Here is a 14,216-nt window from a genome sequence, read left to right on the forward strand (position 1 = left end):
GGGGCAGACTGCGACGGGTGAGCGCCGTTGTGTGGACCGCTGTTGGATCGCTGGCCGCCTGGCTCTGGCTACTGCTCGGCCAGGGCTTCTTCTGGCGTACGGATGTGAGACTGCCGCCGCGCGGGGAGCCGGACGACTGGCCGTCCGTCTGCGTCGTCGTACCGGCGCGCGACGAGGCCGGCGTACTGCCCGAGAGCCTGCCGTCGCTCCTCGCCCAGGACTATCCGGGGCGGGCGGAGGTCTTCCTCGTCGACGACGGCAGCTCCGACGGCACCGGGGAGCTGGCCCGTGAGCTGGCCCGGCGACACGGCGGGCTGCCGCTCACCGTCGACTCTCCCGGGGAGCCACCCGCGGGCTGGACGGGCAAGCTCTGGGCCGTTCGCCACGGCATCGGCCTGGCACGCGCGCGTGATCCCGAATATCTGCTGCTGACGGACGCCGACATCGCCCATGCGCCGGACAGCGTGCGCGAGTTGGTGGCGGCGGCGCGCACCGGCGGCTTCGACCTGGTCTCGCAGATGGCCAGGCTGCGGGTGGAAAGCGTGTGGGAGCGGCTCGTCGTGCCCGCCTTCGTCTACTTCTTCGCTCAGCTCTACCCCTTCCGCCGGATCGGCCTGCGGGGCTCGCGCACGGCTGCCGCGGCGGGCGGCTGCGTCCTGCTGCGCGCGGACGCGGCCGAACGGGCCCGGATCCCGGACGCCATCCGGCACGCCGTCATCGACGACGTCGCACTCGCGAGGGCGGTCAAGGGGAGCGGGGGCCACATCTGGCTGGGGCTCGCCGAGGGCGTGGACAGCGTGCGCCCGTATCCGAGGCTGCACGACCTGTGGCGGATGGTCTCGCGCAGCGCGTACGCCCAGTTGCGGCACAATCCGCTGCTGCTCGCCGGAACGGTCGCCGGTCTCGGCGTCGTCTACCTGGTGCCGCCGCTCGCGCTCTTCGTGGGCCTCGCCGCGGGGAGTTCGTGGGCCGCGACGGCCGGGGGGCTCGCGTGGCTGCTGATGACGGCGACGTATCTGCCGATGCTGCGCTACTACCGGCAGCCCCTGTGGCTGGCTCCGCTGCTGCCGGTCACCGCGTTCTTGTACCTCCTCATGACGGTCGATTCCGCGGTGCAGCACTACAGGGGGCGGGGCGCGGCCTGGAAGGGCCGCACCTACACGCGTCCGGACGCCGCCCTGGAGGAGCGCTGATCGCTCACTTCCTGCCGGGGGTCCAGTTCATGCCCCACCCGTAGGTGTAGTCGACGGTGCGCTGGGGGCTCACTCCGCGCTCGGGGACCAGGAACCGGGCCTCGCGCTGGACGATCAGGTCGCCGCCGTTGTTGGTGATGAGGGCGAGAGCGCAGACGGTCGAGGGCACTGTGCACTCACCGAGCGAGAAGTCGATCGGCGCACCGTTCAGCGGCTGGAGGGTGACCGTGGCGTCCAGGTCGGCGAAGGAACGCGCTCCTTCGTAGATGGTCACGAAGATGAGGATGCGCCGGAAGCTCTGCTTGTGGTCGAGGTTGATGGACAGATTCTCGCCGCTCGCCGATGCGCCGGTGCGGTCGTCGCCGTCGAGATGGATGTACGGCGGCTGGTGCAGCGCTCCGTATGCGTTGCCGAGCGCCTGCACAACTCCCTTGCGGCCGTCGGACAGTTCATACAGGGCGCAAAGATCGAGGTCGAGATCGGCGTGCATCGCGACGGCCCGACCCAGCTTGCTGCCCCACCCCGAGAACTGCTTGCGCACCTGCCAGTTGAGGTTCACGCGCATCGCGCCGGACGTGCCGCCCTGCTTGCTCAGCGAGACCGACGGAGCCTCTTTGGTCAGCGTGACCTTGGTCAGGCGCACCGGGGCCGGAGGGGCTGTGGGCGGCGCGGGCGGCGGCGTGACAACGGGCGGGGCAGCCGCCGGCCGCGTCGTGACGGGCGGGGCAGTCGGCGGCCGCCGCATGGTGACCGGCGGAGCGACCGGCGGCCGCGCGGTCGCCTGCGGAGCCACGGGCGGTGCCGCGTACTGCGGCTCGTCGACCGTGATCCCGTAGTCCGTGGCCAGTCCTTCCAGTCCGCTGCTGTACCCCTGCCCGACGGCGCGGAACTTCCAGGCGCCCTGGCGCCGGTAGAACTCACCGAGCACGAAGGCGGTCTCGACGGTCGCGTCGGCGCTGTCGTAGCGGGCGACCTCGGTCCCCCGCTGTCCGTCGAGCACCCGGATGTACAGTCCGGGCACCTTCCCGAAGGGGCCTCCGTCCGTGGAGGCGGCCAGTACCACGGTCTCGATCGCGGGCTCCACGCGCGCGAGGTCGACGAGCAGCGTGTCGGTCACCTGGCCGCCCTCGCTCCGCTTGCCCTCGTGCCGCACGGCGCCGGAGGAGTGCACCGGCTGGTTGTAGAAGACGAAATCGCCGTCCGACCGGACTCTTCCGGAGACCAGCAACAGCGCGGAGGCGTCCGCGTCGGGCACGCCCGGCGCTGAACGCCATCCCAATTCGACGCGCAGCGCGGTCGTCGGCACGGGAACATTCGATCCCTTAGGCATTGACATGTCCGCCCCCATCACGTGGCTCCGCGCCGAAGGGCGCCTCGGTCGGTCCGCTGGCTGAGCTCCAGCCAAACCTAATCCCCCGCTTGACGAACTCCCAAGATCCGCACCGGAAGACCAGTGGTCAACCGCCGGTAACCTGCCAGGAACTAGGCCTTTACACGATCTGAACGCGCTTTGGTGCCCTTTTTTGCCGAGTTCGCTCGCATTGGGGATCCCAAGTCACTGCCGACACGGAAAACAACCCTCTTATCGGTCTCCCCAACCAGCACATCGTGGGCTTAACTTATGTGCCATGACCTCCCCCCGCTCCACCTATGGCGGCGGTTACTACTCCGCGCCGTCCTTCCCGGACACCCCGATCTACGACTCGCTCGTCGCCGAGCGGGGCACCCCCCAGATCGCCCCGATCCGGGTTCCCGCCGCCTACGACTCGGGCAATAGCTACCTGCCCGCGCTTCCGTCGGCACTTCCGGCCCTACCGGCCGGCCCCTCCCAGCAAGCCCCGACGTACGGCTACCCGCAGGCCCAGCAGCCCGCACCGCTGCAGCAGGCCCCGGCGCCCTACATTCCGCAGCAGACCGGCGCCCCGCGCGGCTACCCGGGTGGCCAGCCCCAGCAGCAGCGGCCGATGGCGCCCGGAACGGGCTACGAGGCCATGCGCCCCGCGGCTCCCCGTCCCGCTCCGGCTCCTTACCAGGACCCGTACAACGGCCAGCAGTACCGCGGGTACTGAGCGGTAGGTACTGAGTTATTCGAGCGGGATTGTCGGTGCCCGCTGGCACGATGGCGTCATGGGGAACGCGGAGCTGCAGTCGATCCATGTCCACCCGGTCAAGGCGTTCAGAGGCCAGGCGGTCCGGGAAGCCGTGGTGGAGTCCTGGGGGCTGGCCGGAGACCGGCGGTGGGTACTGATCGACGACGGGGGAAAGGTCGTCACGCAACGCCAGCAGCCACGTCTGGCACTGGCCGCCGCCGAGCTGCTGCCCGGCGGCGTCCGGCTGTCCGCGTCGGACCGTGAGCCGGTGACCGTTCCCGTGCCGGAGCCGATGGGCACGACGACGCTGAGCATCTTCGGGACCAAGGTGGAGGCGGTCCTCGCCGACGACGCCGCGCATGCCTGGTGCAGCGACTTCCTGGGCGCCGACGTGCGCCTCGTCCACATGGATGACCCCGCCACCCGCCGCCCTATCGACGACCCCCCGCATTCCCGGCCGGGCGAGACGGTAAGCCTCGCCGACCGCTACCCGCTGCTGCTCACGACGTCGGCCTCGCTGGATGCCCTCAACTCCCTCATCGCCCAGGGCGATCACGCCGAGGAGGGTCCACTGCCCATGAACCGCTTCCGGCCGAACGTGGTCGTCGCGGGCCTGGCGGCCTGGGCCGAGGACGACTGGTCACGGATCTCCATCGGCGAGGTCACCTTCCGGGTCGCCAAGATGTGCGGCCGGTGTGTCGTCACCACCACCGACCAGGGCACCGCCGAGCGCGGCAGGGAACCGCTGCGGACACTCGGGCGCCACCGCCGCTTCGGGGACCGGCTGGTCTTCGGGCAGAACCTGGTGCCCGAGACCCTGGGCACGGTCCGGATCGGCGATGCCGTCACGGTCCTCGGATAACCCGCCCGGTCAAGTTCCGTGAATGGGCCACGCACAATGGGAACCCGGTCCCCGGGCACGGTCGTTGACACTTCGCGAGAAGTTCACGAAAGGCCCGGGGCGGGGTGATTTCGCTCTCTCCTCCCCGAGCTCGACGCGCGAACAGCTCCGCGGTGGGTTATCACGGAAGCGGAAAGGGGTGCGGAACGGTGCGAGCAATCGGCGGACTCTGGCGTTGGCGGCACAACCCACTGCGCCGAAGGACGGATCTGGCCGAGGCCTGGCTTGCCCTGGCTGCCATCGTGCTGATCCTCGCAGTCGTACCCCTCGTCGGAGCCGCCGTCGGAGCCTCGGCCCAGAGCGCCCTGCAGCAGGCCGTACGGGACCAGCGTGCGGCCCGCCACGAGGTGGCGGCCACCGTCGTCAGGAAGCTGTCCCTCAGCCCGCTCGACCCCGACCCCGAGACAGCCTCGAGACGGGCCGCCCACAGCCGCGTGATGGCCAACTGGACGGCACCGGACGGCACCTCACAACACGGCGCGGTGACGGCCGCCCTCAAGTCCCCCGCCCCCGGGGACCACTTCACGATCTGGACCGACCCGCACGGCCGAATTCTCGCCCGCCCGCTGGACAGTGCCACCGCGACGACGCACGCCGTGCTGGCCGGGTTCGGCGCGGCCGTGATGGCTGTGGGACTCGTCGAGGGCGGCAGGCGGCTGATCGTCTGGCGCATGGTCCTTCGCCGGTACGACCGTTGGGACCGCGCCTGGGACAAGGCGGGTCCCGACTGGGGAAGGACCGGCGCGGGCAGCTGACCGGCTTCCCACTACGGTCAACTCGGCGTCCCCGCGCACGCTACGGTGGACCGGCGAGGTCTTCGGCACCGTCGTGAGAGGCTTTCCGTCATGCCGACGGGGTTTCGGTTCGGCCTCGTAGGACCCGCGTATCACGAGGTGGGGGCACAACAGCGCCATGGCACAGGGCACGGTCCAGGTGACGCACACCGGCACCTCGCGGTGGCGGCGCCGCACGGGTGAGTACGCATCGCTGGCCGCCGCTCTGGAAGCGGCGGCCGACGGTGACGTCCTCACTGTCGCTCCGGGCACCTACCGCGAGAACCTGGTGGTCCAGCGCGCGGTGACGCTGCGCGGCCCCGAAGGCTCCCCCGGCTCCGTGCGCATCGCGCCGGTCGACGGAGTGCCACTGACCGTGCGCGCCTCCGCCGTGGTCCAGGACCTGCATGTGGAGGGCCAGGACTCGGCCGCGCCCGCACTGCTCGTCGAGGAGGGCACCCCGGAGCTTCTCGACGTGCGGATCGTCACGCGCTCCGCCGCCGGGATCGAGGTACGCGGCGGAGCCCGCCCGACCGTCCGCCGCTGCACGGTCGACAATCCGGCCGGTATCGGCATCGCCGTACTGGACGGCGGCGGTGGGGTGTTCGAGGAGTGCGAGGTCGTCGCGGCGGGCCAGTCGGGCATCGTCGTCCGTGGGGGCGGCCGTCCGCGCCTGGAGCGCTGCCGGGTCCATCACGCCTCCGGCGCCGGCCTGTCGGCAACCGGCGAGGGCTCGTCGCTGGAGGCCGTCGGCTGCGAGGTGTACGAGGTCAAGGGCTCTGGGGTGCAGGTCACCGGGCGGGCCACGGCTCACCTCACCGACTGCGATGTGCACCGTACGACCGGGGACGGCATCACCCTCGACACGGACGCGGTGCTCACGCTCGCCGACTGCCGCATCCACGACATCCCGGAGAACGCGATCGATCTACGCTCGCGCTCGGTCCTCACCCTGACGCGCACCACCGTGCGGCAGTTCGGGCGCAACGGTCTGTCGGTCTGGGACCCGGGCACGCGGGTGGATGCCAACCAGTGCGAGATCTTCGACAGCACGGGCGACTACCCCGCGGTGTGGATCAGCGACGGCGCGACCGCGGTGCTCGACTCGTGCCGGGTGCACGACGTGCCGGACGCCCTGTTCGTCCTCGACCGCGGTTCCCGCGCGGACGTCGTCGACAGCGACCTCTCGCAGGTGCGCAACACAGCTGTGTCGGTCAGCGACGGCGCGACCGCGCAGCTCGACGACTGCCGCATCCGGGACGCCGCGACGGGCGCCTGGTTCCGTGACCACGGCAGCGGCGGCACCTTGTCCGGCTGCACCGTGGACGGCACCCAGACCGGCGTGATCGTCACCAAGGGCGCCGATCCCACTATCGAGCGCTGCACGGTCACCTCGCCCGCCGAGGCGGGCTTCTATGTGTCGGCGGGCGGCCGGGGCAGCTTCCTCAACTGCCGGGTGACGGACAGCGGTGGCTACGGCTTCCATGTGATCGACGGCGCCCGCGCGACGCTGAAGAAGTGCCGTACGGAGCGGTGTGCGCGCGGGGGTTACGAGTTCGCCGACGCCAACGCCGCGCAGGGCGCGGGCGGCGGTTCGGTCGTCGAGGACTGCACGAGCGACGAGAGCGCGGGACTGCGGTCGCCGGCGCACGAGACCGCCGTACAGACGTCAAGCGTGACGACGAGCCTGCTGGGCGCGATCCCGGGCCAGCGCACCACCGAGCAGGAGCCCCTCGTCGCGGCGCAGGAGCCCGAGCAGCCGACGCGTTCGTCGCACGATGTCCTCGGCGAACTCGACACGCTGGTGGGCCTGGAGAGCGTCAAGCGTGAGGTGCGCGCCCTGACCGACATGATCGAGGTGGGCCGGCGCCGCCAGCTGGCCGGCCTCAAGGCGGCCTCCGCCCGGCGCCACCTGGTCTTCACCGGCTCCCCCGGCACCGGCAAGACCACCGTCGCGCGGCTGTACGGCGAGATCCTCGCCTCGCTGGGCGTCCTGGAGAAGGGGCATCTCGTCGAGGTCTCCCGCGTGGACCTGGTCGGCGAGCACATCGGCTCCACGGCGATCCGTACGCAGGAGTCGTTCGACAAGGCGCGCGGCGGGGTGCTGTTCATCGACGAGGCGTACGCGCTGTCGCCGGAGGACTCGGGCCGCGACTTCGGGCGCGAGGCCATCGACACACTGGTGAAGCTGATGGAGGACCACCGGGAGGCCGTGGTGGTGATCGTGGCAGGTTATACGGCCGAGATGGAGCGGTTCCTCTCCGTCAACCCCGGTGTGGCGTCCCGCTTCTCACGGACCATCACCTTCAACGACTACGAACCCGACGAACTGCTGCGGATCGTGGAGCAGCAGGCCGAGGAGCACGAGTACCGGCTGGCTTCGGGGGCGCCCGAAGCGCTGACGAAGTACTTCACGGCGATCCCCAAGGGACCGGCTTTCGGCAACGGCCGCACGGCGCGGCAGACATTCGAGGCGATGGTCGAGCGGCACGCGGGGCGGGTCGCCCAGCTGGAGGAGCCGAGCACGGACGACCTCACCCTCCTCTACTCGGAAGATCTCCCGGACCTGCCCTGAGGCGCACCGTCGTCCCGAGTTCGAGGGGCGGCCGGCGCACTGTCGTCGTCCCGCGCGCGCGGGACCGGCACGTCCGGCGTCAGCCGCGCCAGCAGCTCTTCCCGCTCATCAGCGAAAGCCGGGTCCGCCTGGTAGTCGGAGTGGCCCAGGATCGGCGCGGGCAGCGGGTGCTGTGGGGTGCGTCCGTAGGCGAGCGGGTCCTTGAGAGGCTCACGGTCGACCTGCGGGCCGCACTCCCCCGGCAACCGGACGCTTCCCCCGATGGGGTCGCTCAGCCGGTACAGATTGCGCCAGCAGGCGACGTCACGGTGCAGGGAAGTGAGGGCGGCCGGGCCGAAATGGGCCGGGAACCAGCGCCCGTACAGCCGCTCCAGCGGTGAGCCGTAGGTGAGGAGCGCGACCCGCTTGCGTACGGACGGCTTCAGCTGCCAAGCCGCCGCGGCGGCCAGCACACTGCCCTGGGAGTGCCCGGAGATGACGAGCCGGCCGCCGGTGGCACGGGTCCAGGTGGCCATGCGCCAGGTCAGGTCGGGCACGGCACGCTCCGCGTAACAGGGCGGCGCGAAGGGGTGCGCGGCGCGGGGCCAGAAGGTGCCGACGTCCCAGAGGATGCCGATGGTGCGGCGGGCCGCCGGGTCCTTGTAGGCGCGGCGGCCCCAGGTGACGAACAGTATGAAGCCGAGGCCGATCAGCCAGGATCCGAGCGCCTGCGCGGTCTCGGCGGCGCCCTGGACGAACGCGTACGTCCCGTGCGCGGCCTCGCTGGGAGCGTCCTGGGTCGCCAGTGCGCCCGCCACCGCTCCGGCGCCGAGCAGCCAGGTCACGGACGAGACGACGGCGACCATGAGGGGCGCGCTGTCGGTGAGGGAGGCCATCGCACGCGTGCTCGCGATGTGGCGCGTACGGGCGGGGTCTTTGGGCTCGCCCTCGTAGTCGAGCTCCACGGCGCCCATCTCACGGTTCCGCAACTGCCAGGTGCGCCAGGCCAGCCAGCCGGTGAGGAAGGCGAGCACGACGAGCAGTACGGGGATCGTGGAGGCCTGCCAGGTCAGCAGGACGGGCGGGCCCGGGATCGAGCTCCGGGTGCCGTCCAGCCAGTCCGCGACGCGCTGGGACACCCCTCCGGACATCACGCCGCCCAGCGCGCAGGCCAGCATGGCGACGGCGGGACCGGCCAGACCACGCATCGCGGTGCGCGTGTCGGGCCGGGCGCGGAACAGGATGTGGGCCACCACGCCCAGCACGATGACGAGCAGCCCCTGGAGGAGGGCGATGCCGCCGAACGTCATGTCGCCGGGCAGCCGCCCCTGTGAGTGCCAGCCGGGCCGCGACCAGCCGGCGTACAGCAGGGTCAGGGCCAGCACGATGACGGAACCCGTGGGCAGCCGGCGCACCAGGGGCTGGTCCAGTTCCTCGTCGAGGCGGTTCTCGGTGCGGCCCCTGCGGCACACCACCCACAGCACGACGACGAAGCCCGCGACGAGGATCACGTCCAGCAGCAGGCCCAAGGTCGCCAGTACGGCGGGGCCGCCGGACGCGCGGTCGTAACGCGCGGCGGAGGTACCGACGGCGGCGGCGACCGTCAGCAGGCCCGCGGCGGTGTGCGCGGCGCGCAGCCGGGCGACCAGCCGGCGCCCGTACCAGAAACCCGGCCGGCCGAGCCCTGAACGGCCGGTCTCCTCGTCGGGCTCGGCCTTGCGGGACATCGGCTGCTGCGACTCGTACGCGCTCCAGGTGCGGTGGGACAGGTACCACAGGAGGGCGGTCAGCGCGGTGGGCACCAAGGAGGCCAGGGCGAGGCGACGGCCGGGCTGACTCCACCAGCCCTCGTCGGACGCGGCCGGTGAGAGGAACTTCAGCCAGGAGTGGTCCTCCGCGCACGCGCGCGTGCCCGCGCACTGCCAGGCGGCCAGGTCGAGGGCGACCTCGCAGGCGGCGGCGACCAGGAGCACGGTGAGGGTGAGTCCCGCCAGGCGGACGAGCAGGCCGTACAGGCGGACCGTGCGCCTGCGGCCCCGGGTGGTGGGGCGCATCCAGTGCGCGAGGTTGACCACCATGAACGGCAGCAGCAACAGCCACAGGGCGCGGGAGCCGTCGCCGGACGTGAGGTTGCACCACACATAGGCCTCGGGTACCGGTTGGCCCCGCTGGGTGTCGGGGTACCGCTCGGCGTCGGCGATGCGGCGGTAGACGGCCGCCGTCTCGTCTCCGGTGACGCGGACTGTCCGTGGGTCGTCGAGCATCCCCTCGGGTGACGCTCCGCCGACTCCGTGAACCAGGAGTTCGAGGGCGGTCGCGGCCGCTTCGGGCCGCTTTACGGGGCTGCCGAGCTCCCCCGTCGAATCATTTTCCCGTGCAGCTTCCACCGTTTCGCACTTCCCCCGTGCCGCGTGCATCCCGTGTGTCATGTGCAGGCACAAGGGTCTCGCCTGCGGACGGTATGTACACCCGTAGTCACGGAATCTCCCCGATACGTGTGACACCAGCGCGAAGGGAGTCTGTACGGGCAGTGGCGCGGCTGTCGGTGACCCGTGCGAGGATGAGGCGTCCTGATGACCTCGGACGGGGAGAATGGCCACGTGGGAGTGGGGTCGGACGGAGTGTCGGACAGGCTTGGACGAAAGGAAACCGGAGCGGACGTGAGTGAGAATCAGAACCTCCTCGCGGAGCAGCGTCGCGCCCTGATCCTCGATGAAGTACGACGCCGCGGTGGCGTCCGCGTGAACGAACTGACCCGCAGGCTCGGCGTCTCCGACATGACGGTCCGCCGCGATCTCGACGCCCTCGCCCGCCAGGGTGTGGTGGAGAAGGTGCACGGCGGCGCGGTTCCGCTGGTCGAGGCGAGCACGCACGAGCCGGGGTTCGAGGCCAAGTCGGGTCTGGAGCTCACCGCCAAGGAGGACATCGCGCGCGCCGCCGCCGAGTTGGTCGCTCCCGGCACGGCGATCGCGCTCTCGGGCGGTACGACGACGTACGCGCTGGCCCAGCATCTCCTGGACGTCCCGGACCTGACCGTGGTCACCAACTCGGTACGGGTGGCGGATGTGTTCCATGCGGCGCAGCGCGTCTCCGGTCAGCGGCAGGGCGCCGCCACGGTCGTCCTGACGGGCGGGGTGCGCACACCGTCGGACTCGCTGGTCGGGCCCGTGGCCGATCAGGCCATCGCGGCACTCCACTTCGACGTGCTGTTCCTTGGCGTGCACGGGATATCGGTCGAGGCCGGCCTGTCGACGCCCAATCTGGCGGAAGCCGAGACCAATCGGCGGCTGGTGCAGTCCGCCCGGCGAGTCGTCGTGGTCGCCGACCACACCAAGTGGGGCACGGTGGGCCTGAGTTCGTTCGCCGCGCTCGAACAGGTCGACACGCTCGTCACCGACGCGGGTCTGCCGGCCGATGCCCGCGAGGAGATCTCGGAGCACCTCAGGCGCCTGGTGGTGGCCGGTGAGCCCGGAGAGTCCGGAGACGGTACAGACATCTGACGGCCCGCCAGTTAAGGTAAGGCTGCCCTCGGCGCCCCGCGGTGCGGGCGCGCTCCGTCATTGCCCGTTTCCGCCCGGGACCGTGTCCCGCCAGGGGGTTCCGCACATGGCACGCCGACTGCGCCCGGTAGGACCCGACTTCATCGAGAGCGCTCCGCTGCGCCTGGTGTTCGCCAGGGAGGTGACGGCGTCCCCGGACGCGGTCTTCCGCGCGCTCGCCGACGACGTTCCCGGCTGGACCGAATGGTTCTCCGCGGTGACGCTCGCCCGGCCGACCGAGGACGGCGCCGGTCGCGAGATCCGGCTCCGGGGCGGAATTCGTTTCCAGGAGACGGTCCTCGTGGCCACGGCTCCCGAGGTGTACGCGTACCGGGTGGACGTCACGAACGCGCCAGGGGCCCGCGCCCTGGTCGAGGAGTGGCGCCTCACGCCCGACGGAACGGGCACGCGGGTCCAGTGGACCTTCGCCACGGACGGCACAGCACCTTTCCGGCTGGCCCTGAGGCTGAGCCGGGCGGGCCTTGGGCGAACGTTCCGCGACGCGGTCACGGCGCTGGACCGGCGGCTGGCGTCGACAAACGTCTGACCTGTACCCGGCACCTCCACCTCATACCTCACACCCGGCACCCGGCACCCGACCGACGTCTGACCGTCCCGCCAACGGCTCGCCGACCTCAGTCCGACCAGACGCCCGTCTCCAGCAGCGACGCGATCGCCCTCGTGTACGGCGCGATGTCCAGGCCCTGTTCGGCCAGCCACGCGTCCGAGTAGTACTTGTCCAGATACCTGTCCCCCGGGTCGCAGAGCAGAGTCACCACACTCCCCGTACGCCCCTCCTGGACCATCTCGGCGACGATCTTCAGCGCGCTCCACAGACCGGTTCCGGTCGAGCCGCCCGCCTTGCGGCCGATGGCCTGTTCCAGCGCTCGCACTGCGGCGATGCTGGCCGCGTCCGGCACCTTCATCATCCGGTCGATGGCGCCGGGCACGAAGCTCGGTTCCATGCGCGGTCTGCCGATGCCCTCGATGCGCGAGCCGCAGTCGCAGGTGACGTCCGGATCGCCGGTGGTCCAGCCCTCGAAGAAGCACGAGTTCTCCGGATCGGCGACGCAGATGCGGGTGTCCTGCTGCATGTAGTGGACGTAGCGCGCGAGGGTCGCCGAGGTGCCGCCGGTACCGGCCGTGGCGACGATCCACTCGGGCTCCGGGAATCGCTCCAACTCCAGCTGACGGAAGATGGATTCGGCGATGTTGTTGTTGCCGCGCCAGTCCGTGGCCCGTTCCGCGTAGGTGAACTGGTCCATGTAGTGGCCGCCGGTCTCTACCGCGAGGGCGGCGGACTCCTCGTACATCTTGCGGGAGTCGTCCACGAAGTGGCACCGCCCGCCGTGGAACTCGATGAGGCGGCACTTCTCGGCGCTCGTCGTGCGGGGCATGACCGCGATGAACGGCACGCCGATGAGCCCCGCGAAGTAGGCCTCGGAGACGGCTGTCGAGCCGCTGGACGCCTCGATGACCGGGCGGCCCGGCCGGATCCAGCCATTGCACAGTCCGTAGAGGAACAGCGAGCGGGCGAGCCGGTGTTTGAGGCTGCCGGTGGGGTGCGTCGACTCGTCCTTCAGATACAGGTCGATGCCCCAGTGCTCGGGGAGCGGAAAGCGCAGCAGATGCGTGTCGGCGGAGCGGTTGCCGTCGGCCTGCACCTTGCGCACGGCTTCTTTGAGCCAGGCCCGGTACCCCGGGTCGCTGTGGTCGACATCGAGGGTTTCGCCGGGCCGGGTCTGCTGAGGGGTGGTCACGGCGGGCTCCTTCGGATCGCGCCGACGCCGGATCGCGAGGTCGGACACCTTCGATCATAGGCACCTTCCGCACGCTTCTCACCTGCATAAACATGCCTTTGAGCACCCCAAAGACATGCCTGGGCCATGGGCCTGCGGGACGGCGGGGGCGCATCCGGACAAGTGCTCCCGTCGCCGTCATGGCCTCGCCATGCGCACTGGTGCTCGCCGCCGGGTGCGGGCAGACTGCACCGCGGGGCCAGGGTCCGGCAGCACAGCGCTCATCGGGAACGAGCCGGAGCCTCCCGGCGGGATGCACACTGGATGGCGGCACAGCACAGCCGAAGCGCACAAGGGGGCGGGGCATCATGGCGGAGCCGGAGTTCACGGCCACAGGCGTGCGGATCGGGAAGAGGCTGCGTTCGCTCACCCGGGCCGGCAAGGTCCGGATCAGCGACGGCAGGCTGGAGTTGCTCACCAGCTACGGGAGCGAGATCGACAGCGCGCCCGTGCAGGCGGTGCGCGCGTCGAAGCCGTGGTTCGCGCCGGAGGACCGGGCGTTGGCAGATGTCAACGGCACCCGGTACTCCCTCACCCTCGGCGAGCACGACCCCGCTCCAGGCAAGCCGGGGCCGCCCTCGGCCCGCCGTTTCATCGAGGCCGTACGCAAGGCGGCGGGGCGCAAGCACTGAAGGCACAACCACGGGGCCCCGGGGGCAGAAGTGCCGCGAGTTGCGGGACCGCACCCCTTGAGTCACGCTGTTCCCACATCACTACTCTGGGTTTACCGGCGATAACGCTGCGAACCAGCCCGCCGGCCATGTCAGCAGGCGGCCGTTCCACTCAGCCACTCTGCTGGATCCGATCTCCGTCTTCTTCCGGACCTCAATTCGGGGAGTCGCAGCCGTGATCAGCCAGCCAAGCAGGCATTGCACGGTAGAGCTCCAAGCCCTGCCGTCGCGGATCGGCCAGGTCCGCAGAATCGTATCTGCGCAGTTGCGCTACTGGCATCTGGATCCCTTGATAGACCCGGCCGCGCTCGGTGTGACCGAGCTGCTGACCAACGTCCACCGGCACGCCCAGCCCGACAAGCTGTGCACCGTGGAGATCGAGCTGCTGCTCGACCGGCTCACGGTCTCGGTGCACGACCACGACCCCCGCCTTCCCGAGGTTCGGGACGCGGACCCCGCCGCCACCTGCGGACGCGGCCTCGCCATGGTCGCCGCGGTCAGCGAGAGCTGGGGCGTGCGTCCCGACGGCGAGTCCGGCAAGGTCGTGTGGTTCACACTTCCGGCGCCGGCGCCCGCTGCGGCGGTGCCCGTCCTTCCCCCGTACGACACGGCACGCGAGGCCACGCGGCTGCACCCGGTCGACGGTCTCAGGACCGAACACGCTCCCGCCCGGTCCGCCGTTGCCGGCTGACCGGG

At 70.9% G+C, this 14,216-nt stretch carries 12 protein-coding genes; 9 read left to right on the plus strand and 3 right to left on the minus strand.

Annotated elements, in window-relative coordinates; all coding sequences use genetic code 11:
* The first annotated feature begins 17 nt into the window (after positions 1-17).
* Entirely contained in the window at positions 18-1,193 is a 1,176-nt protein-coding gene (locus AB0N66_RS09265; protein ID WP_365430638.1) for a glycosyltransferase, read from the plus strand.
* A 4-nt stretch (positions 1,194-1,197) separates the two neighbouring features.
* Here the strand turns inward: AB0N66_RS09265 and AB0N66_RS09270 are convergent, their stop codons facing one another.
* On the minus strand, positions 1,198-2,541 hold the full coding sequence (locus AB0N66_RS09270) for a TerD family protein (RefSeq protein WP_365430640.1): 1,344 nt from the start codon (positions 2,539-2,541) through the stop codon (positions 1,198-1,200).
* A 280-nt stretch (positions 2,542-2,821) separates the two neighbouring features.
* Here AB0N66_RS09270 and AB0N66_RS09275 point away from each other — a divergent pair, with 280 nt between their 5' ends.
* The 4 genes from AB0N66_RS09275 to AB0N66_RS09290 all read left to right on the plus strand — a co-directional run bounded on the left by AB0N66_RS09275 (position 2,822) and on the right by AB0N66_RS09290 (position 7,532).
* On the plus strand, positions 2,822-3,262 hold the full coding sequence (locus AB0N66_RS09275; RefSeq protein ID WP_365430642.1) for a DUF6643 family protein: 441 nt from the start codon (positions 2,822-2,824) through the stop codon (positions 3,260-3,262).
* A gap of 58 nt (positions 3,263-3,320) precedes the next feature.
* Positions 3,321-4,145, plus strand: coding sequence for an MOSC N-terminal beta barrel domain-containing protein (locus tag AB0N66_RS09280; protein WP_365430644.1), 825 nt, complete (start codon positions 3,321-3,323; stop codon positions 4,143-4,145).
* Positions 4,146-4,333: 188 nt separating this feature from the next.
* Positions 4,334-4,939 (plus strand): hypothetical protein, encoded by a 606-nt coding sequence (locus tag AB0N66_RS09285; protein WP_365430646.1) that lies wholly within the window; start codon positions 4,334-4,336, stop codon positions 4,937-4,939.
* Between the two features lie 157 nt (positions 4,940-5,096).
* Positions 5,097-7,532 carry a right-handed parallel beta-helix repeat-containing protein gene (locus tag AB0N66_RS09290; RefSeq protein ID WP_365430648.1) on the plus strand — a complete coding sequence of 812 codons (2,436 nt, stop codon included), beginning with the start codon at positions 5,097-5,099 and terminating at the stop codon, positions 7,530-7,532.
* On the opposite strand, the gene AB0N66_RS09295 is transcribed toward AB0N66_RS09290, so the two are convergent.
* A complete protein-coding gene (locus AB0N66_RS09295; protein ID WP_365430925.1) occupies positions 7,502-9,775 on the minus strand; it encodes a hypothetical protein in 2,274 nt (757 codons plus the stop codon). The two genes, AB0N66_RS09290 and AB0N66_RS09295, sit on opposite strands and share 31 nt — an antisense overlap.
* A 396-nt stretch (positions 9,776-10,171) precedes the next feature.
* On the opposite strand from AB0N66_RS09295, the gene AB0N66_RS09300 reads away from it, so the two are divergent.
* A complete protein-coding gene (locus tag AB0N66_RS09300) occupies positions 10,172-11,011 on the plus strand; it encodes a DeoR/GlpR family DNA-binding transcription regulator (protein ID WP_365430650.1) in 840 nt (279 codons plus the stop codon).
* Positions 11,012-11,117: 106 nt separating this feature from the next.
* Positions 11,118-11,597, plus strand: coding sequence for an SRPBCC family protein (locus AB0N66_RS09305; RefSeq protein ID WP_365430652.1), 480 nt, complete (start codon positions 11,118-11,120; stop codon positions 11,595-11,597).
* Between the two features lie 88 nt (positions 11,598-11,685).
* On the opposite strand, the gene AB0N66_RS09310 is transcribed toward AB0N66_RS09305, so the two are convergent.
* Positions 11,686-12,810: a PLP-dependent cysteine synthase family protein gene (locus tag AB0N66_RS09310; RefSeq protein WP_365430654.1), complete on the minus strand. Its 1,125-nt coding sequence runs from the start codon at positions 12,808-12,810 to the stop codon at positions 11,686-11,688.
* Between the two features lie 347 nt (positions 12,811-13,157).
* Between AB0N66_RS09310 and AB0N66_RS09315 the strand changes: the two genes are divergently transcribed.
* Positions 13,158-13,481, plus strand: coding sequence for a hypothetical protein (locus AB0N66_RS09315; RefSeq protein ID WP_365430656.1), 324 nt, complete (start codon positions 13,158-13,160; stop codon positions 13,479-13,481).
* 214 nt (positions 13,482-13,695) lie between these two features.
* A complete protein-coding gene (locus AB0N66_RS09320) occupies positions 13,696-14,211 on the plus strand; it encodes an ATP-binding protein (RefSeq protein WP_365430658.1) in 516 nt (171 codons plus the stop codon).
* Positions 14,212-14,216 lie beyond the last annotated feature (5 nt).

It is taken from the genome of Streptomyces sp. NPDC093544 (assembly GCF_040683495.1).
In the GTDB taxonomy this organism is placed as follows: Bacteria; Actinomycetota; Actinomycetes; order Streptomycetales; family Streptomycetaceae; genus Streptomyces.

Excerpts from the sequence above, each read along its gene's own strand:
- AB0N66_RS09315 (WP_365430656.1), top strand. The coding sequence starts at position 13,158 with ATGGCGGAGCCGGAGTTCACGGCCACAGGCGTGCGGATCGGGAAGAGG.
- AB0N66_RS09280 (WP_365430644.1), top strand. The coding sequence starts at position 3,321 with ATGGGGAACGCGGAGCTGCAGTCGATCCATGTCCACCCGGTCAAGGCG.
- AB0N66_RS09290 (WP_365430648.1), top strand. The coding sequence starts at position 5,097 with ATGGCACAGGGCACGGTCCAGGTGACGCACACCGGCACCTCGCGGTGG.
- AB0N66_RS09305 (WP_365430652.1), top strand. The coding sequence starts at position 11,118 with ATGGCACGCCGACTGCGCCCGGTAGGACCCGACTTCATCGAGAGCGCT.
- AB0N66_RS09275 (WP_365430642.1), top strand. The coding sequence starts at position 2,822 with ATGACCTCCCCCCGCTCCACCTATGGCGGCGGTTACTACTCCGCGCCG.
- AB0N66_RS09295 (WP_365430925.1), bottom strand. The coding sequence starts at position 9,775 with ATGCTCGACGACCCACGGACAGTCCGCGTCACCGGAGACGAGACGGCG.
- AB0N66_RS09270 (WP_365430640.1), bottom strand. The coding sequence starts at position 2,541 with ATGGGGGCGGACATGTCAATGCCTAAGGGATCGAATGTTCCCGTGCCG.